This window comes from Paraburkholderia edwinii (assembly GCF_019428685.1).
Taxonomy (GTDB): domain Bacteria; phylum Pseudomonadota; class Gammaproteobacteria; order Burkholderiales; family Burkholderiaceae; genus Paraburkholderia; species Paraburkholderia edwinii.
Map to the genome: position 1 here is coordinate 689,910 of NZ_CP080096.1, position 19,182 is coordinate 709,091.

The following is a 19,182-nucleotide window of genomic DNA, read 5'->3' on the forward strand; positions in this document are numbered from 1 at the left end:
ACGAATCGAGGGAGAGATGTCGTGAAAGAGTCAGCCGTTGCATTACCGGTGCAGTTGATCGATTGCTCGAACGAAGCCAAGCTGCTTAGCGAGCGCGCGTGCTCAACCATCCGGCATGACATCCTGTCCTGCGTCATTGAACCCGCGGCGACACTGACTGAAGCCTCGCTGATGTCGCGTTACGGCATCGGCAAGGCGACGTGCCGGGTTGCACTGCAGCGGCTCGCGCAGGAGGGTTTTCTGCGAGCCGTACCGCGGCAAGGCTACGTGGTGCGGCCGATCACGCTGAAAGACGTCGAGGAAGTATTCGCGCTGCGCCTGCAGCTCGAGCCGCTTTCCGCACGGCTTGCCGCGGGCAGGGCCGACATCGCGCTGCTCAGGGAGCTCGAGCGCGCGTGCCGCAACGACGACGTCTCGCTTGGCATCAACAACCGCATCGGCATCTTTATGGACGCGAACGCAGCCTTTCATATGGCGGTCGCGGAAGCGTCGGGCAATAGCCGGCTCGTGAAAACACTCGGTGGCTTGCTCAACGAAATGGCGCGGCTCGTTGCACTTGGCTTCGGCGTGCAGAAAACGAAGCCTGAAATACGTCACGACCACTCGAAGATGATCGATGCGCTCGAGAGCGGCAATGGCCGCCGCGCCGAACAGATCGCCTACAGGCACGTCGCGACGTTTCGCGACATGACAATGGAGAAAGTGATGGCCAGTCTCAGGGACACCCACGCCGGCTCGCCGATCGTACCGTTGCGAGGCACGCGATGAGCGCGTTGCCGATGCGGATCGTAGCCGCAGCGGAGAGCGAGCCGGTGCGTCATGCGGTCGAGCTTGCGCACGTCACGAAGCGTTTCGGCAAGCTGGCGGTGCTCGACGACATTTCGCTCGCGGCGCCGACCGGTTCCGTGCTGGCCATCGTCGGTGCGTCCGGGTGCGGCAAGAGCACGCTGCTCAACATCATCGCCGGGCTCGTGAAGGCCGATAGCGGCAATGTGCGGATCGACGGCGTGGCGGGCAAGCGCTCCGACGATACGCGCGTGATCAGCTACATGTTTCAGGAGGACCGGCTGCTGCCGTGGCGCACGATCGCCGCCAATGCGGAGTTCGGCCTCGAGGCGGAATCGCTCAATGCGAATGTGCGCCGCGAGCGCGCGCTCGAAATGCTGCACATGACGGGCCTCGAAGGATTCGAGAACGCGTATCCGCACGAACTGTCGGGCGGCATGCGCAGCCGCGTCGCGCTGGCGCGCAGCCTCGTCGTCAAGCCATACATCCTGCTGATGGACGAGCCGTTCTCGAAGCTCGACCCGCAGATGCGCTCGCAAATGCACGCAGAGCTTTTGCGTGTGCGCGAACAGCTGAAGATGACGGTGGTGTTCGTCACGCACGACGTCGAGGAAGCGATCGTGCTGGCCGACCGCGTCGTCGTGTTGCGGCCGCGCCCGGGACGCGTGCGCGATGTGCTCACTATCGATCTCGCGCGTCCGCGGAATCCGCTTGCGGCCGACGTGGCTGAAACCGTGCGCCATGTGCGCGCCCTTATCTAAGGACAATACGATGTCGTCGGTTCCCGCAGTTTCTTCCGCTATGCCGGCTCGATCCGCCCGGATGAGCGGCTTCGTACGCGTCGCGTTGCAGCGGTTGTCGCTCGTCGCCGTGTTGCTGGTTTTATGGTGGCTCGCTGCACAACGTGTACCGGCGTTCATCTTGCCGGGCATCGGCAAAACCTGGGATGCGCTGCGCGAACTCGTCGCGTCCGGCACGTTTACCGAGGATCTGGGTATTACGTTGTACCGGGTGGTGGCGGGCTTCGTACTTGCGGCGTTGATCGGCACGCCGCTCGGCATTCTGCTCGGCTCGAACCGGCGGCTCGGTCACTATTTCGAACCGGTGCTATCGGTGCTTAATACCGTGTCCGCGGCGATCTGGGCGATCTTTGCGCTGATCTGGTTCGGCATCTCCAACGGCACGACGATCTTCGTGGTTTTCATGGAAGCGATGCCGCTGATTCTGACCAACGTCTGGCAGGGTTCGCAAAGCGTCAACGCGGAGTACGTCGAACTCGCACGCAGCTTCCAGATGTCGCGGGCGAAGGTGATGGCGAAAATCTACCTTCCGACCGTGCTGCCCTACTTTTTTTCAGGCGCGCGGCTTGCGTTCGGTTTCGGCTGGCGGGTGTCGCTGGTTGCCGAAACAATCGGTTCGTCGAACGGCGTCGGCTACCGGCTGCGCCAGGCCGCGGACCTCGTGCAGACCGATCAGGTCTTTGCATGGACACTGACCTTGATCTGCCTGATGGTCTTGCTCGAATACGGCATTCTGAAGCCGATCGAGAACTACCTGTTCCGCTGGAAAAGACGGGTGTGACCCGCTAATACGAATCACCAGAGCCTTCTGATTGTTTTTAATGAATATATATAGGATTCCATATGAGTGAAAAGATGAGAGCGTTGATTCTCGACGAGCATGGCGATGTCGACAAGTTGCGGGTCGGCGAGAAGCCGATGCCGAAGGCGATCGCGCAACACGTCGTGATTCGCGTGCGTGCGTCGTCGTTCAACTATCACGACGTGTTTACCGTGAGAGGCATGCCCGGCATCAAGGTGCCGTTGCCGGTCGTGATCGGACTCGACATGGCCGGGGAGATCGTCGAAGTCGGCGACGACGTCGAAGGCTGGCAGGTCGGCGCTCGCGTGCTCGTGAACCCGCTCAACAGGAAGAAAGGCCTGATGGGCGAAATGCTCGACGGCGGCATGGCCGAGTATTGCCTCGTTGCCGCCGATCAGCTAATCGCGATGCCCGATGAGGTGAGCTTCGAGCAGGCGGCTTCGTTGCCTGTCGCCTACGGCACCGCGCATCGCATGCTCGTCACGCACAAGACGATCAAGGCCGGCGACCGCGTCGTGATTCTCGGCGCGAGCGGCGGCGTCGGCACGGGCTGCGTCGTGCTGGCCAAGATGCTCGGCGCCGAAGTCGTAGCTGCGGCGGGCAGTGCCGACAAGGCCGAACGGCTGAAGGCGCTGGGCGCGGACCACGTGATCAACTACAAGGAAGTCGATTTCTCGAAGTGGGTCGTCGAGAAATACGGCAAGCCGCAGCGGCGCAACTATGAAGGCGGCGCGGACGTCGTGATCAATTTCACCGGCGGCGACACGTGGGTGCCGTCGCTCAAGTGCATCAAACGCGGCGGTTCTCTTCTCGTCTGCGGCGCAACGGCCGGGCACGATCCGAAAGAGGATTTGCGCTACATCTGGAGCTTCGAGATCCGTGTGATTGGCTCGAACAGTTTCTATGACGACAACCTGTCCGCGTTGATGGAACTGATCCGCACGAAACAGATCTCCGTGCAGATCGACAAGGTGTTGCCGCTGGAACAGGCCGCCGAGGGGTTGCGCATGATTCGCGATCGCGAAGTGCTCGGCAAGATCGTCGTTACACCTTGAGCGCGGAGATCAACATGACAGAAGCAAAACAGCTGAGCGCCGAAGACATCCAGGCGCTGCTCACGCGCGGCCCCTATCATCAATGGCTCGGCCTGCGGGTGCTGAGCGTCGGCGAAGGGGAAATCGAAATCGCCGCGAAATGGCGCGAAGAATGGGTCGTCAACCCGGAACGGCGTTATACGCATGGCGGCATTCTTGCCGCACTCGTCGACCTGACCGCGGACTGGGCGCTCGTTTCGAAAACGGGCAAGGGCGTGCCGACCATCGATCTGCGTGTCGACTATCACCGTGCGGCGATGCCGGGCGATCTGGTTGCGCGCGGCAAGGTCATCAAGTTCGGCAGTTCGGTGTCGGTCGCCGAGGCGTCGATTTACGACCAGTCGGGTGTGTTGCTCGCGAGCGGCCGAGGTGTCTACTCGACTGCGCCCGCGCCGACGCCTGCGTCGAAAACGTGACTTCGACGTGACGCAGCGCATGAACACCGGCCCCTCGACCGCCATTGGTCGGACACTCGATCACGTCGTCGTCAACGCGATGTTCGACATCGACGCCGCCGCAGCCTGTTTTGCCGAACTCGGCTTCGCCCTGACGCCGCGCGGTTATCACTCGCTCGGCTCCGTCAACCACTTGATGATGTTCGGCGATCACTACCTAGAACTGGTCGGTTTGCCGGCCGGTTCGACGCGGTTGCGGCGCGAAATACTCGAAAGCCGCCTCGGCATCGACGGGCTAGTGTTCAGAACCGATGACGCGCGCGCGACCCATGCGCGGCTTATCGCGGCGCGCATCAATGCGACTGAACCTCAATCGTTCTCGCGGCCCGTGACGATCGACGGCGTCGAGCAACTGGCGAAGTTCGCGACGACGCGGCTCGAACCGGGCGAGCTGTCCGCAGGACGCGTCTACTTTTGTGAGCATCTGACGCCGCAATGGGTGTTTCGCGACGAATGGACGAAGCACCCGTACCACGCAAAGCGTCTCGCCGAACTGGTCGTGGTGTGCGCGGATCCGCGTGCGGAAGCGCAACGCTACGCACTGATCGCCGGCGAGGGCAGCGTGACAGCGGCGGCGGACGGTACAGGCACGCAATTGAGCCTGCAAGGGTTCGGCCTGCGCTTCGTCGACGAAGCCCGATACAGGGCTCTCTACGGGCCGCTCGCGTGCCACGCCGCCGACCGCGCGAGCTACTTCGGCGCGCTTGTCATCGAAACCGCCGATCTGCATGCGGTGCGCGAAAAACTGGCATCGATGGCGCGCGACGATCCTGCCGCAGTGAAAGTTGCGCACGCAACGACCGGCGACGGCACGCCGGTCGTTCGCGCCCTGCTGCTCCCATTCAACACCTTGATCGAATTTATCGGAACTGTCGAACATGCACACTCCTGAGAATCTCGGCGACCTGATCGACGCCGCCCGGGATCCGCACAAGCTTGCGTTGGTCGCGCTCGGGGATCTGGATGAAACGGAGGACGGCTGGCGCGACACGCGCATCACGTACGGCGAACTCGATGCGCTGGCCAACGGCGTCGCGCGTGCGCTCGAGCGGCGCGGGTTCGCACGCGGCCAACGCATCGCGATTCTCGCCGCCAATTGCGCGGAGTACGTGGCGGCCTTGCTTGGCATCATGCGCGCCGGGCTCGTCGCGACGCCCGTCAACTTCAGGTTTCCGCAAGCGCTGTCAACGTTTGTGATGCAAGACAGCGATGCGCAACTGGTGTTTTGCGACGCCGCGCGGCTCGCCGATTGCCCGGCCGGCTTGCCGGCCGTCGTGTTCGATTCGGACGGCGCCGACGGCTTTGCGTCGTTCGTGGATCCCGGCGCTTACGACGCCGTCGTACCCGAGCCGGGCACGGCCGCGATGTTTCTCTATACGTCGGGGTCCACCGGCAAGCCCAAAGGCGTGATGCTGTCGCACGACAGCCATCTGTGGGTCGCGCGTACGCGTGCGGCTGCGCAGCCGCCCGAGGCGCATCGTTTTCTCGTCGCGGCGCCGCTCTATCACATGAACGCGCTGACGCTCGTGCTGATGTCGCTATACGGCCACGGCACGGTGGTGCTGTTGCCGCAGTTCAAGGCACGTGCCTACATCAGGGCGATCGAGCGCTATGGCGTCACATGGCTCACGTCGGTCCCGCCGATGATCGCGATGATGCTGCGCGAACCGGACCTGCTCGCGCGCACTAATCTCGCGTCGGTGCGGTTTATCCGGATGGGCTCGGCGCCCGTCGGCGAAAGCCTGCTCGAGCAGATCGCGGAGGTCTTCCCGAATGCGAAAGTGACGAACGTGTACGGGACGACGGAAGGCGGGCCGATCGTGTTTGGCCCGCATCCGGACGGTCTCGAGCCGCCTCCGTTATCGGTCGGCTATCCGCATCCCGAAGTGCGGGTGAAGCTGCTCGAGGCGCCTGCGAACGGCGCGGCGACCGGTGTGCTGGCGGTCAAAAGCCCGGCGGTGATGCTCGGCTATCACAACCGCAAGGACTTGCCGGTGCCGCTGACCGACGACGGCTTCTATGTGACCGGGGACGTGTTTCATCGCGACGAGCAGGGTTTTTACACGTTCGTCGGCCGTGCTGACGACATGTTCGTGTCGGGTGGCGAAAACATTTTCCCCGGCGAAGTCGAGCGCATGCTCGAAATGCACCCCGATATCGCACAGGCCTGTGTCGTGCCGGTGAACGACGACATCAAAGGCACCAAACCGGTTGCATTTGTCGTGCGCCGCGCGGGAGCCGCGCTGACGGAGAACGATGTGAAGCAGTACGCGCTTGCGCACGCGCCCGCTTATCAGCATCCGCGGCGGGTCTGGTTTATCGATTCGCTGCCGCTCGCGTCGACCAACAAGATCGATCGCGCGGGATTGAAACACACCGCACACGCAGAACTGTCCGCAAGCGGAGCCGCCTGATGACCGAACGGAATTCCGCATTCACCCCATCGAGGAGACGAACATGAACGAAAATTTTCGCGCGTTTCTGGAGCGGCTCAGGGCCGGCCAGGAACTGATCGACATCCGCCAACCCGTCGACATCCGGCACGTCGGCACGCTCGTTGACCAGAGCGACAAGGCGCTGCTGTTCCATAACGTGATCGGCTACGGGATGCCGCTGTTATCCGGCATCATCCGCACGCAAAAGCGCGCGATGATGGCGATGGGCTGCGATAGCTACTTCGAAATCGAGAAGATGCTGCAGCGTGGCATTCAGAATCCGATTGCGCCGGTTTATGTCGATACGTCCGCGACGAAGGAGGTCATTCTCAAAGGCGACGACGTCGACCTGTTCCGCCTGCCGATTCCGATGTCGTCGATTTACGACGGCGGCCCGATGATTACCGCGGGCATCGTGATTTCGCGCGACCCCGAATACGGCCTGAACAGCGGCATTTATCGCTTCATGGTGAAGGAAAAGGCGCTCACCGGCATCGACATCGTGACGCCGAACAACATGCGCATGTTCGCCCAGCGCGCGTACCAGCAGGGCAAGCCTTGCCCGATTTCGATTTCGATCGGCAACCATCCGATGGAGATCATGGGTGCGGGCTATCGCGCGCCGATCGGCGTCGACGAAATGGCGATCGCGGGCGGCATTCGCGGCACACCGGTTGAACTCGCGCCGTGCGAGACCGTGGATCTGCCCTATATCGCGGACTCCGAAGTGGTCATCGAAGCGGAAATCCTGCCCACCGGCTGGACTCAGCCCGAAGGCCGTTTCGGCGAATTCACCGCGCTGATGGGCGGCTTGCACTGGAACCCGAATGTGCGCATCAAGGCGATTCTGCATCGGCGCGACGCGATGTACTACTCGCTGCATATGCCGTGGGAAAACACATGGCTCGCCGCGCCGACGCGCTATCAGGCGATTCGCAGCGCATTGCGCACCGCGGGCGTGCAGGTCAAGGACATCAACGTCACGCTCGGCGGCCGCGCCTTCTGGCATGCGGTGATCTCGATTCGCAAGCAGGCGGGCGAGGGCAAGAACGCGCTGCTCGCGGCGCTATCGGTGATGGACCTCAAGCACGTGGTGGTCGTCGACGACGATATCGACGTATTCAACGGCGAGGAGGTCGAATGGGCGATCGCCACGCGCGTCCAGGGCGATCGCGATCTGATCGTCATTCCGGGCGCGCGCGCGAAGCCGCTCGATCCGAGCTTGCCGGTGATGCCGCCCGGACAGGTGCCGACCGGCGCGAAAGTCGGCATCGACGCGACGATTTCCGAAGGCATTCCGCACGAGCGCTATGAGCGCATTTCGTACGCTTACGCGGATACCGCGAAAATCGCCGACTACGTTGCGGGCAAAGCCGACGAGGGCGTTGTGTCCGGGCCGGGCAAAGTCGAAGACGCGGCGCGCGATGCGCTCGCGTCGATCGGTGAAACGCCGCTCTACTACACCGAGCTGGCGGAGCGTCTTTCCGGCTACGACTTCCAGACGCTGGCGCGCGCGCTGGGCCTGCTGCACGAGCGCGGGCAGATATGGAAAACCGCGGAAGGCAAGCTGTGCGTCCGCGGATCGCGGTTCGACGCGGTGCCGCCCGCTTCACGGTGAGGCACGGCAACCGGCCATCCACCTTCAACCGGGGCCGTGCCGCCGAGGCGGCACGGCCCTTCCGGGAAGAGCTGACATGACGCAATTTCACCAGCGCGCGACGCGGCTTCTGTTCACCGTCGCGTTCTGCTTCGCTTCAATTGCTACACAGGCCGCCCAGGCCGCGCCGCTGCGCATCGGCTACTGGACGAGCGGCGTGAGCCTCGGTCTCGGCGCGGTACTCGAGACTGGCGATTTCCTCAAGAAAGCCGGCATCGACGACGTGCGTTTCGTGCACTTCGCCGAAGTGAACGCGCCGGCAAGCGGGCTTGCCGCGAACGTAATCGACATCAGTTTCAGTGTGCCTGGCACCAGCGCATTCAGCATCGCGTCGACGGGTGTGCCGATCAGGATCTTCGGCGCGACGGCGCCGGCGGACGTAACCTTCGTTGCGCCCGCAACGTCTTCGGTCACGTCGCTGTCCGGATTGCGCGGCAAGAAGATTGGCATGTCGCCGGCGGGCAGTTCGGTCGCGCTGATGACTGCCGCGGTGCTGCGCGCGAACTACGGCTTTACGCCCGCGGATTACGCGCTCGTGCCCGGCAACGAAGCGCGGCTCGCGCAGTTCCTGATGCAACAGCAGGTGGATGCGGCCGCGCTGCGCTCCGTCACCGTCGCGCAATTGACCGAAGTCAAAACGAAACGGCTCGGCACGCTTGCCGACGAATGGCGCAAGCTCACGCACTCGGACGCCATGCCGTACCTCGGCGTCGGCGCCGTGCGTAGCGAACTGATTCAACGCGATCCGCAAACGGTGGCGAAATTCATCGTCGCGATTCATAACGCGATTGCGTGGGGCAATGCGCATCCGGATCAGGTCGCCGCGATTCTGCAGAAGGTGGCCAATCTGCCGGCGAGCGATGCGCGCATCTATGCCGCGCATTGGGCCGAACTCAATACGATTTCGTTCGAACCCGCCGATATCGACACGCTCAAGCGCGAGCAGCAGATCTTCGCGGCAAGCGGCGCGATCAAGGGAACGCTGCCGGCCGATGTGTTCGTGAGCGAGCCTTATCAGATGGCGAAGAAGCTCATCGCCGCGCAAAAACCATGAGTGCGCTGTATCGATCGAAGACGCGAGGCGCGTTATGGATATGAACACAGCACCGTTGGGCAGCCGCCGACGCATCGTCGTCGGCATCAGCGGCGCGTCCGGTGCGGTTTATGGCGTGAGGTTGCTGCAGCTGTTGCGCGAGCTCGATGTCGAGACGCACCTCGTCGTGAGCCGTTCGGCGCAGGTGACGCTGTCGCAGGAGATGGGCCTGCAGCTAGCCGACGTGAAAGCGCTCGCCAACGTTCATTACCCGAATGCCGATATCGGGGCGGCGATTTCGAGCGGGTCGTTCCGTGTCGACGGGATGATCGTTGCGCCTTGCTCGATCAAGACGCTGTCGGAGATCGCGACCGGCTGCACGAGCTCGCTGCTCTCGCGAGCGGCCGACGTGATGGTGAAGGAGCGCAGGCGGCTCGTGCTGATGGTGCGTGAAACGCCGTTACACGCTGGGCATATCCGCAGTCTCGCGGCGGTGACGGAAGCGGGGGCGATTGTTTATCCGCCGGTTCCCGCGTTCTATGCGCGGCCAGCATCGATCGAAGAGATGATCGATCACACGCTCGGCCGGGTGCTCGATCTGTTCGACGTCGACGCGCGCACGGTGCGCCGGTGGCAAGGAGCCATCAGTTGAATTGAAGGTATTTTGACCGCTGTTTACTCGGAAATTTGCGTCTCCTAGAATGGGTTTCAGAAAGGCTGTGAGGTGCTCACAAAGCCACGTAAGCCTAACAAACGAAACACCACGGGTAAGGGGAGCGAAGTCCTATGCGAGCAAAGATCGTATCAGCGGGTAAGGCAGCGGGTAAGGCGGCGGGCGAGAGCATGCTGCTTGGCGAGTCCACATATATCGCCATCAGGCAGGCCATTCTGTCCTGCACGTTGCAGCCGGGCAGCATGCTGACCGAAGCGGAGCTAATGGATCGATATGGTGTCGGCAAGTCCACCTGCCGTCTTGCGCTTGCGCGCCTCACGCACGACGGCCTCGTGCGTTCGGTGCCGCGCCACGGCTATGTGGTCGTGCCGATCACGCTGAAGGACGTCGAGGAAGTGTTTGCGCTGCGCCTGATTCTCGAGCCGGAAGCCGCGCGGCTCGCCGCCGGCCACGTCGATGCGAAAGCATTGATGCGTATCGACAAGGCGGCGCGCGGTAATACCGCGTCGAAGAATCACGGCAATCAGATCGGCTTCTTTCTCGACGGCAATCGCGCGTTTCATTTGCATATTGCGTCGGCATCCGGAAACGAGCGTCTGGTGCGCAGCATCTCGGTGCTGTTCGACGAAATGGCGCGCCTCGTCGCACTCGGCTTTAGCGATGAAGACGACAGCCCGGAGATTTCCGGCGATCACCGGATGCTGGCGGAAGCGCTCGGCGCCGGCGACGGCAAGACCGCGTCGCGCATTGCGCGGCGGCACGTCGAACGGTTTCGCGACATGACGATGGAGCGCGTATTGCGCAGCATGAAGCAGGATTTCGAGCATGCGCCGCTGATGGCAATCGGAAAGTAAGCGAGGCGGGCAGGACGCGATACCTCGCAGCAGGATTGGGGTCCTCGATTCGAGGTCGTTTCACACAGGCCGCATGGCCGCATCCGCGTTCGACACAATGAAGATATCTCGCGTTATCTCGCAGCTTCTAATGGTGTGCATCTTCGCGCTCGGCACCATGCGCGGCGCCGTTGCCGCCGAATTGCGCGTCGGCTACTGGACGAGCGGCATCAGCCTCGGTTTCGGCGCGGTGCTCGAAGCACAGAAGTTCTTCGAGAAGCAGGGCTTGCAGGTGAAGTTCGTGCATTTCCCCGATGTGAACGGGCCCACCACAGCGCTTGCGTCCAATGCGATCGATCTCGCGTTCGGCACCAGTCTTGCCGGCGCATTCAGCCTCGCGCAACAGGGCGTGCCGGTGCGCATCGTCGCGGCGACGCAGCTGGTCGACGCGGAACTCGTGGTGCTTGCCGATTCGCCGATTCGCAACCCTGGCGAGCTGCGCGGCAAGAAAATCGGCATGTCGCCGCTCGGCAGCGGCACGACGGGCGTCGGCACCGCGGTGCTCGACGGCAACTACGGCCTCAAGCTCGCCGATTACCGCCTCGTAGCCGGCGACGAACCTCGCCTCGCGCAGTTTCTGCTGCAAAAGAACGTCGACGCCGCGGTGATGCGCCCGACGACGGTCGCTCAGGTGTCCGACAGCGCGACCCGGATTCGCGTGCTCGGCACGCTCTCGGACCAATGGAAGCAGATGACTCGCTCGTCGTCGCCGCCGTACATCGGCGTGGCCGTGATGCGCGACGAGTGGCTGAAAAGCAATCCGGCCGACGCGGCCAAGGTGCTAGCTGCGATGCGCGCGGCGGTGCAGTTCGGCGCCGCGAATCCGGATGCGGTCGTGTCGATCCTGAAGAAGGCGGCCAACCTGAACGACAGCGGCGCACGCTTTTACGGCGAGCACTGGAGCACGATGAACACCGTCGCATTCGGGCCCGACGACGTCGCGACGCTCAAGCGAACCTTCGGCGTGTTCAAGGCGGCGGGCACCCTGAAGGGTGAATTGCCGGCGGACCTGTTCGACCCGAAACCCTACCTTGACGCGGAGAAAATGAAATGACGACAAGTCCCGTCGCGCTTCCGGCGAGCAGGATCGTATGGCCTGCGGAAGGCATCACTCGCGTGCCGCTGCGTGTGTTTTCCGATACGACCACCTATGAACGCGAGCAGGACGCGGTATTTCGTGGTCCGACATGGAGCTTCCTGTGCCTCGACATCGAGATACCGAACCCCGGCGATTACGTCACCACGAAAGTCGGGCATACGTCGGTAATCGTCGTGCGGCATCAGGACGGCGGCATCCGCGCCCTCGTGAACAAATGCGTGCATAAGGGCTCCGTGCTGTGCTACGAAGCGCAGGGCAACCGCAAACGGCCGAACTTCGTGTGTCCGTACCACAACTGGGTCTACAACTTCGAAGGCGAGCTGACGAGCGTGGCCTTCGAAAAGGGCGTGCAAGGCAAGGGCGGGATGCCCGACGATTTCGACAAGACGCAGTATCGCCTGACCACATTGCGTGTCGCGAGCATCCGCGGCCTCGTGTTCGGTTCGTTTTCGGACGAAGCGCCGCCGCTCGAAGACTACCTCGGGCCAACGATGGTCGCGCATATCAAGCGCACGCTATACGGCACGCCGAAAATTCTCGGCCGCTACAGCCAGGTGATGCACAACAACTGGAAGCTGTATGTCGAGAATAGTCGCGACAACTATCACCCGAGCCTGCTGCACGCATTCTTTTCGACGTTCAAGATCAACCGGCTGTCGGCCGAAGGCGGCACGCTGCAAGATGAAGACAGCCGTCATCACATCACGTTTACGAAGCGCTTCACCGACGCCGGCGACGCGGCATACGACTCCGGCATCATCCGCGCAATGCGCGACGACTTCGGGCTGAAAGACCCGTCGCTGATCGATCAGTGGATGGAGTACCCGGACCAGATCACCAATGCGATCCAGAGCATCTTTCCGGGCTTCGTGCTGCATCAGATCATGAATTCGATCGGCGTGCGTCAGGTAGTGCCGCTCGCAGTCGATCGCTGCGAATTGATCTGGACGGTGCTCGGTTTCGAGGAGGACACACCGGAACAAACACTGATCCGCCGCAAGCAAAGCAACCTGGTCGGTCCGGCCGGGTTTGTTTCGATGGAGGACGGCACGATCGGCGCGTTCGTCGAGAAGGGCATTCGCGGCGACCTCGACGATGCGGCGGTGATCGAGATGGGCGGCAAGGGCACCGGACCGATGGCGACCCGCGCGACGGAAACGTCCGTGCGCGGCTTCTGGAAATTTTATCGGGAATTGATGCATGTCTAGCACGACCACGCGTTTTTCCGACATCGAAATCGGCACGCACGCGCAGGCGTGTATCAGCCGCCTCAATGCGCACTATTGCAGCGCGATCGACAATGGCGATCTCGAACGGTGGCCCACGTTCTTCGCCGACGATTGCACGTATCGCATTCTGACCCGCGCCGATTTCGACGCAGGCCGCGATTTCGGCATCTGGTTCTGCAACACGCGCGGCATGCTGCTCGACCGTGTCAGTTCGATACAGTCGGTCAACGTGTTCGAGCCGCACGTGTATCGCCATGTGATCAGCCCGACGGAAATCGTCGGCGTCGACACGGACGGCACGATCCGTTGCGAGACCAGCTATATGGTCGTACGCACCGGCTATGAAGGGACGATGATGGTGTTCAGCGCGGGCCGGTACGTCGACGCGGTCAGCATCGAAGGCGACGCTGCGCTGCTGCGCGAACGGACGGTCGTTACCGACTCGTGCCGCTACGACACGCTCGTCGCGTTGCCTTTGTGACCGGTCGTGTCTATGACCGATGCGACAAAGCATTTCCGGCTGCACCTCGAAAGCCAGAGCCGGCAGGCGCCCGCTTTCCATCTGGATCCCGCGGCCTGGCAGCAGGCGTCGCTGCGCCATGCTGAACTGGCGCGGCGCGTCGACATATCGTTCGGATGGGACGGCGAGCGGTTCGCCACGCCGCTCGACGACGTCGACTTTCTGCTGGCGTCGCGTTTCCCGCACGCGGCGGTCAACGCGGCACCGCGCCTGAAGTGGATTCATACGACCGGCGCCGGCGTCGACCAGCTGTTGCCGCTCGATCGTCTGCGCGACGACCTGATATTGACGAACAGCAGCGGCATTCATGTCGACAAGGCCGGCGAGTTCGTGCAAATGGCGCTGCTGATGTTGAATGCGCAACTGCCCGCGGTATTGCGCGCGCAGCATGAGCACCGCTGGGATGCGCGGCTGACCGCGCCGATTCGCGGCAAGACTGCGCTTCTGATTGGCCTCGGCGATCTTGGCCTAACGGCGAGCCGCGGCGCGAAGACGCTCGGTTTGCGTGTGATCGCGTTCAACCGCAGCGGTCGCGCACCGGTGTCGGCTGCATCGGGAGCGGACATGCCCGATTGGCTGGCGTCGGTGTCGGAGCTCGATAGATGGCTTCCCGAAGCGGATTTTGTCGTCGTCACGGCTCCATTGACACCGGCAACGCGCGGCCTGCTTTCCGCCGCGCGGCTGGCGGCGATGCGACAGGGCGCGTGCGTCGTGAATCTGTCGCGCGCCGCACTCGTCGACTATCCGGCCTTGTTCGAGCGGCTGCGTACGGGCGCCTGCGGCGGTGCGGTGCTCGACGTGTTCGACCCGGAGCCGCTTCAGGGCGACAGCCCGGTATGGGACGTGCCGGGCCTGATCGTCACGCCGCATATCTCATGCGACGCGCCGGACTATAACCAGCGCGTGCTCGACTTGTGGTTCGGCAATTTTTCCAGATGGCTGCGCGGCGAACCGCTCGCCAATATCGTCAGCCGCGAACAGGGGTACTGAACCGATCCCACTGCGATGCACTTGCGTCGCAGTGGGCGGCAGAGCCCGCCCATCCCGCCTCGCCTGCTCGCCCGCACGCGCTCAACCTAAACCCGATCCGCGAAAACCCTGGCTCAAATTCGCTTGATGCTCACTCTCTAACTGGTATGATGACCTCATGACGGCATAAGTTACATGTAGGCAAAAACAAGCCGTCTGCTGGTTTTAAGCAGTGCACAGGCGTTTAACCAGTCAGGAGACAAAACGATGAAAGCATCGAAGCGGTGGCTTGCGCTCGCGTTGGCCACTTTCACGATCGCCGGCGCGAGCAGCGCCGCACAGGCGGCGAATCTGATCGCCATCATTACCCCTTCCCACGACAATCCGTTCTTCAAGGCTGAAGCCGACACCGCGAACGCGCGTGCCAAGGCGCTCGGCTACGACACCATCGTGCTCGTTCACGACGACGACGCGAACAAGCAGTCGAACCTCGTCGATACCGCCATCGCCCGCGGCGCGAAGGCGATCATTCTCGACAATGCGGGATCCGAAGCATCGATTGCCGCAGTGAAAAAAGCCAAAGCGGCCGGCATTCCGTCGTTTCTGATCGATCGCGAAATCAACGCGACCGGCATCGCGATTTCGCAGATCGTGTCGAACAACTACCAGGGCGCACAGCTTGGCGGCCGCGCGTTCGTCAAGGCGCTGGGCGAGAAAGGCAACTACGTTGAACTCGTCGGACGCGAGGCGGACATCAACGCCGGCATCCGCTCAAAGGGCTATCACGATGTGATCGATCAGTTCCCGAACATGAAGATGGTCGAGCGGCAATCGGCGAACTGGAGCCAGACCGAGGCGTTCCAGGTCATGGAAACGATCCTGCAGAGTCACCCCGATATCAAAGGCGTCATTGCCGGCAACGACACCATGGCGATGGGCGCGTCGGCGGCGCTGAAAGCGGCGAAACGCAGCGATGTGATCGTGGTTGGCTTCGACGGCAGCAACGATGTGCGCGACGCGATCATGCGCAACGACATCCGCGCGACCGTGCTGCAACCGGCCGCGCAAGCGGCGACCGAAGCCGTCGATCAGGCCGACAAGTATATGAAAACCGGCTCGACCGGAAAGCCCGAAAAGCAGCTGATCAATTGCTCGCTGATCACGAAGGCGAACGCGGGCAAGCTCGATATGTTCGCTTTGCGCTGATGTCGATGTAATGCGCGCCGCGCGGACGCTGCATGCGTCCGCGCCCGGCGAGCGCGCCTGCATCTTCGTTTCCTTCGTTTCCTGCGTTTTCTGCGTTTCTCATCCGGCGTACCGTGAGGTGTCATCCATGAGAAGGTTTCTGTACGCGGCGCTTCTGGTTGCCGCGGGCGCGGCGGTGTTCGGCTGCAAGCTGGTTAAGAACGACGCGCAGACCGCGAACGGCTCATCGAGCGGATCAGGCAGCACCTATGCGTCGGCCGGATTCGATCCGAATGCGATGGTCGCATCGATGTGGAGCACGAAGATTCTTCCCGACGTCGAAAAGCGCGCGACCGACTACCCGACGCTGCGCGACGCGATCAAGGCGGACCCGGACGCCGCAGGCAAGAAATACGGTTATCGCGGCAAAGATGACGGCGCGCCATGGAATTTCCCGACGCGTGTGCAAGGCACGATCGTCGACGTCGACACGCAGTCGAGCCAGGGCACGGTTGGCATCGATATCGACGGCAGCGGCAAAGCGGCCGTAATTGTCGATATCGGTCCGACGGTACTCGGCACGACGCTGCGCGATACGCTCGATTTCATTTCATTCACGAATTTCCGCAATCAGATCGAATACGCGCAGTTTGGCACTGCGCTCAACAGCTACGCCGCGACGCACGTGATGAAGCCGTTGCCGCGCGATGCGCTCAAAGGCAAGCAAGTCACGGTGACGGGCGCGTTCTCATACGACTCGTCGAGCGAGCAACCGGAGATCGTGCCGCTTAGCGTCAAGCTCGGAGATAAATCATGAGCGAGGCGCCGGTCGAAAACGACGATGTGATCCTGCATGTGGAAGGCGTGACGAAGGTCTATCCGGGCACGGTCGCGCTGAAGGAAGTGAATTTCGCGGTGCGGCGTGGCGCGGTGAATGTGCTGGTCGGCGAGAACGGCGCCGGCAAGTCGACGCTGATGAAGATTATCGCGGGCGCGGAAGCGCCCACCACCGGGCGGCTGTTGCTCGATGGCCAGCCGATCGAGCTAACCAGCAGCTCCGAGGCGCTCCGTCATGGCATCGGCATCGTGTTTCAGGAACTCAATCTGTTCCCGAACCTGACGATTGCCGAGAACGTCTTTATTGCGCATGAAATTACGCGCGCCGGCATCGATATCGATGCCGATGCACAACGCAGAAAAGTACGCGAACTGTTGAAGCGCCTCGAACTCGACGTGAGCCCCGACACGCTGGTCGAAGATTTGCGGATCGGTCAGCAGCAGCTTGTCGAAATCGCTAAGGCGCTGGCGCACGACGCACGCATCCTCATTCTCGACGAACCGACCTCGGCATTGAGCGCAGCCGAAGTGGACGTGCTGTTTCAGGTGATTGCGGATCTCAAGGCGCATGGCGTTGCGATTGTCTATATCTCGCATCGTCTTGAAGAGCTGATTCGGATCGGCGACTACATTACCGTGCTGCGCGATGGGCGAATCACCGGCAACCAGCCAATGGCGCAAGTCGATGTGCCGTGGATCGTGCGTCAAATGGTCGGCCGCGACACGAAAGACTTTTCTCGCCCGATCGGTCACGAGCGCGGCGCCGAAGTGCTGGCGGTACGCGACGTCTCATTGCCGCGCAAGGGCAGCGGCCTGATTGTTGACCACGTTTCGCTGTCGCTGCATGCGGGTGAAATCGTCGGTATCTATGGATTGATGGGCGCGGGGCGCTCCGAACTGTTCGAATGCATTCTCGGCTGCCATCCGCATGCGACCGGCGATGTCGTGCTCGGCGGCAAGCCGCTGAACGGCCAGCCGATCGCGCGGCGCGTCGCCGAAGGACTTGCGCTGATTCCCGAAGACCGCAAGGCCGACGCGCTGCTGCCGATTCTGTCGATCGGCGAAAACATGACGATTTCAAGCCTCGCCGAATTCGCGCGCGGTTTTCATCTCAACACGCAGCGCGAACAGCGTTCGATTACCGGTTACATCCGCGATCTCGCGATCAAGGTGGCCGACTGGCGTCTGCCGGTCAGTTCGCTATCGGGCGGCAACCAGCAAAAGACGATCATTGCGCGCGCGCTGATGACGACCCCCAAAGTGCTGCTAATGGACGAACCGAGCCGCGGCATCGACGTCGGCGCGAAGGCCGACATTTTCAAGGTGATGCGCGACCTCGCGGTAAAAGGGCTCGGCATTCTGTTTGTGACGTCCGACCTCGAAGAAGTGATGGCGCTGTCGGACCGCATTCTCGTGATGTCGAACGGGCGCGTCACCGCGGAATTCGAAGCGGACGATGCGACGCAGGATGCGCTCGTGGCGGCTTCGGCAGTGGGACATCGCGTCGGCGGCCATGCGACGGCGCAGCAGCGCGCCGCCGCGTGATGCGGTGGCGACGCTTGCCGCCCCATGTTTTAGCGCGCGTTTCAATGCGAATGTCAGCGCGCGTTTGAGAGAACTGCCAGTCATTACTCTGGAGAGCATAAATGACGATGGTCATCAAAAGCGAAGCACCGGGCGCGAGTATCGGCGAGGCTCCGCTTCTGCTGCTGCTCAAACTGCGCACGTTTATCGCGCTGTTTGCGGTGGCGATCTTCTTTTCGTTCGCGGCGCATAATTTTCTCAGCATCGAAAACCTGCTGATCATGTCGCGGCACGTCGCGCTCAATGCGTTTCTCGCGATCGGCATGACCTTTGTGATTGTCGCGGGCGGCATCGATCTGTCGGTCGGCTCGATCGTCGGTTTGACGGGCATGGTGGCGGGCGGTCTGATTCTGCATGGCATTCCGATCGGCAGCGAATACACGCTCTATCTGAGTGTGCCGATGGTGATCGTCGTGGCGCTGCTGACGGGCGTTGCGGTCGGCGCCATCAACGGTTTGCTGATTACGCGCCTGAACGTCGCGCCGTTTATCGCCACGCTCGGCACGCTGTATATCGCGCGCGGCGCCGCGCTGCTGTCGTCGGGCGGCGAGACGTTCCCGAATCTGACCGGCAATCCCAACTACGGCACGACCGGCTTTCCAATTCTCGGCAGCGCCACCGTGCTCGGCGTGCCGCTGACGATCTGGCTGCTGGTTCTGGTGGGCCTGATTGCCGCGTATATCGCCGGGCGCACGCCGCTCGGCCGGCAAATCTACGCGATCGGCAGCAATGAGCGCGCGGCGCGCCTGTCCGGCGTGCGCGTGAATCGCGTGCAGATGTTCGTCTATATGTTTTCGGGCCTGTGCGCGGCGATCGTCGGCCTGATTATTTCGTCGGAACTCGTCGCATCGCACCCGATGAGCGGCGAGACGTTCGAGCTCAACGCGATCGCCGCCGCGGTGCTCGGCGGCACGTCGATGTCGGGCGGGCGCGGCAAGATCGGCGGCACGATTATCGGCGCGTTCGTGATCGGCATTCTGTCCGACGGGCTCGTGATGATGGGCGTCAGCGCGTTCTGGCAAACGGTGATCAAGGGCGTCGTGATCGTCGCGGCGGTTGTCGTCGATCAGATCCAGCGGCGCGTGCAGCAGCGTTTTGCGTTGCAGAAACAGGCCGCGACGGGAGCGTAAG

Annotated in this window: 19 protein-coding genes; all 19 read left to right on the forward strand. The window is 62.6% G+C overall.

Going from position 1 to position 19,182, the window contains the following annotated elements; all coding sequences use genetic code 11:
• Positions 1–21: 21 nt before the first annotated feature.
• The 19 genes from KZJ38_RS24775 (at position 22) to KZJ38_RS24865 (ending at position 19,181) form a co-directional block, all read left to right on the forward strand.
• A complete protein-coding gene (locus KZJ38_RS24775; RefSeq protein ID WP_219802364.1) occupies positions 22–768 on the forward strand; it encodes a GntR family transcriptional regulator in 747 nt (248 codons plus the stop codon).
• 11 nt (positions 769–779) lie between these two features.
• Positions 780–1,547, forward strand: coding sequence for an ABC transporter ATP-binding protein (locus KZJ38_RS24780; protein ID WP_246641985.1), 768 nt, complete (start codon positions 780–782; stop codon positions 1,545–1,547).
• 61 nt (positions 1,548–1,608) lie between these two features.
• A complete protein-coding gene (locus KZJ38_RS24785; protein WP_246641986.1) occupies positions 1,609–2,367 on the forward strand; it encodes an ABC transporter permease in 759 nt (252 codons plus the stop codon).
• Between the two features lie 74 nt (positions 2,368–2,441).
• A complete protein-coding gene (locus tag KZJ38_RS24790) occupies positions 2,442–3,443 on the forward strand; it encodes a zinc-binding dehydrogenase (RefSeq protein ID WP_219802369.1) in 1,002 nt (333 codons plus the stop codon).
• A 14-nt stretch (positions 3,444–3,457) separates the two neighbouring features.
• Complete coding sequence (locus tag KZJ38_RS24795; RefSeq protein WP_219802370.1) at positions 3,458–3,898, forward strand: PaaI family thioesterase; 441 nt, start codon at positions 3,458–3,460, stop codon at positions 3,896–3,898.
• Positions 3,899–3,917: 19 nt separating this feature from the next.
• Positions 3,918–4,829: a VOC family protein gene (locus tag KZJ38_RS24800; protein WP_219802371.1), complete on the forward strand. Its 912-nt coding sequence runs from the start codon at positions 3,918–3,920 to the stop codon at positions 4,827–4,829.
• Complete coding sequence (locus KZJ38_RS24805; RefSeq protein ID WP_219802373.1) at positions 4,816–6,351, forward strand: class I adenylate-forming enzyme family protein; 1,536 nt, start codon at positions 4,816–4,818, stop codon at positions 6,349–6,351. The genes KZJ38_RS24800 and KZJ38_RS24805 overlap by 14 nt, the downstream gene beginning before the upstream one ends.
• 43 nt (positions 6,352–6,394) lie before the next feature.
• Positions 6,395–7,990: a UbiD family decarboxylase gene (locus tag KZJ38_RS24810; protein ID WP_219802375.1), complete on the forward strand. Its 1,596-nt coding sequence runs from the start codon at positions 6,395–6,397 to the stop codon at positions 7,988–7,990.
• Positions 7,991–8,066: 76 nt separating this feature from the next.
• Entirely contained in the window at positions 8,067–9,083 is a 1,017-nt protein-coding gene (locus KZJ38_RS24815) for an ABC transporter substrate-binding protein (RefSeq protein WP_219802376.1), read from the forward strand.
• A gap of 34 nt (positions 9,084–9,117) precedes the next feature.
• A complete protein-coding gene (locus KZJ38_RS24820; RefSeq protein ID WP_281425861.1) occupies positions 9,118–9,714 on the forward strand; it encodes a UbiX family flavin prenyltransferase in 597 nt (198 codons plus the stop codon).
• Between the two features lie 134 nt (positions 9,715–9,848).
• On the forward strand, positions 9,849–10,589 hold the full coding sequence (locus KZJ38_RS24825; RefSeq protein ID WP_219802378.1) for a GntR family transcriptional regulator: 741 nt from the start codon (positions 9,849–9,851) through the stop codon (positions 10,587–10,589).
• Between the two features lie 130 nt (positions 10,590–10,719).
• Positions 10,720–11,682 carry an ABC transporter substrate-binding protein gene (locus KZJ38_RS24830; protein ID WP_246641987.1) on the forward strand — a complete coding sequence of 321 codons (963 nt, stop codon included), beginning with the start codon at positions 10,720–10,722 and terminating at the stop codon, positions 11,680–11,682.
• On the forward strand, positions 11,679–12,935 hold the full coding sequence (locus tag KZJ38_RS24835; RefSeq protein WP_219802381.1) for an aromatic ring-hydroxylating dioxygenase subunit alpha: 1,257 nt from the start codon (positions 11,679–11,681) through the stop codon (positions 12,933–12,935). Before KZJ38_RS24830 ends, KZJ38_RS24835 begins: the two co-directional genes overlap by 4 nt.
• Positions 12,928–13,437: an aromatic-ring-hydroxylating dioxygenase subunit beta gene (locus KZJ38_RS24840; protein WP_219802383.1), complete on the forward strand. Its 510-nt coding sequence runs from the start codon at positions 12,928–12,930 to the stop codon at positions 13,435–13,437. The genes KZJ38_RS24835 and KZJ38_RS24840 overlap by 8 nt, the downstream gene beginning before the upstream one ends.
• Positions 13,438–13,449: 12 nt before the next feature.
• Positions 13,450–14,466, forward strand: a complete 1,017-nt coding sequence (locus KZJ38_RS24845; RefSeq protein WP_219802385.1) for a D-2-hydroxyacid dehydrogenase — start codon at positions 13,450–13,452, stop codon at positions 14,464–14,466.
• Between the two features lie 246 nt (positions 14,467–14,712).
• Positions 14,713–15,651 (forward strand): D-ribose ABC transporter substrate-binding protein, encoded by a 939-nt coding sequence (locus KZJ38_RS24850; RefSeq protein WP_219802386.1) that lies wholly within the window; start codon positions 14,713–14,715, stop codon positions 15,649–15,651.
• 127 nt (positions 15,652–15,778) lie between these two features.
• On the forward strand, positions 15,779–16,447 hold the full coding sequence (locus KZJ38_RS24855) for a DUF2291 family protein (protein WP_219802388.1): 669 nt from the start codon (positions 15,779–15,781) through the stop codon (positions 16,445–16,447).
• On the forward strand, positions 16,444–18,012 hold the full coding sequence (locus tag KZJ38_RS24860; protein ID WP_219802389.1) for a sugar ABC transporter ATP-binding protein: 1,569 nt from the start codon (positions 16,444–16,446) through the stop codon (positions 18,010–18,012). Before KZJ38_RS24855 ends, KZJ38_RS24860 begins: the two co-directional genes overlap by 4 nt.
• A gap of 101 nt (positions 18,013–18,113) precedes the next feature.
• Positions 18,114–19,181 (forward strand): ABC transporter permease, encoded by a 1,068-nt coding sequence (locus KZJ38_RS24865; protein ID WP_219802394.1) that lies wholly within the window; start codon positions 18,114–18,116, stop codon positions 19,179–19,181.
• Position 19,182: the final 1 nt, after the last annotated feature.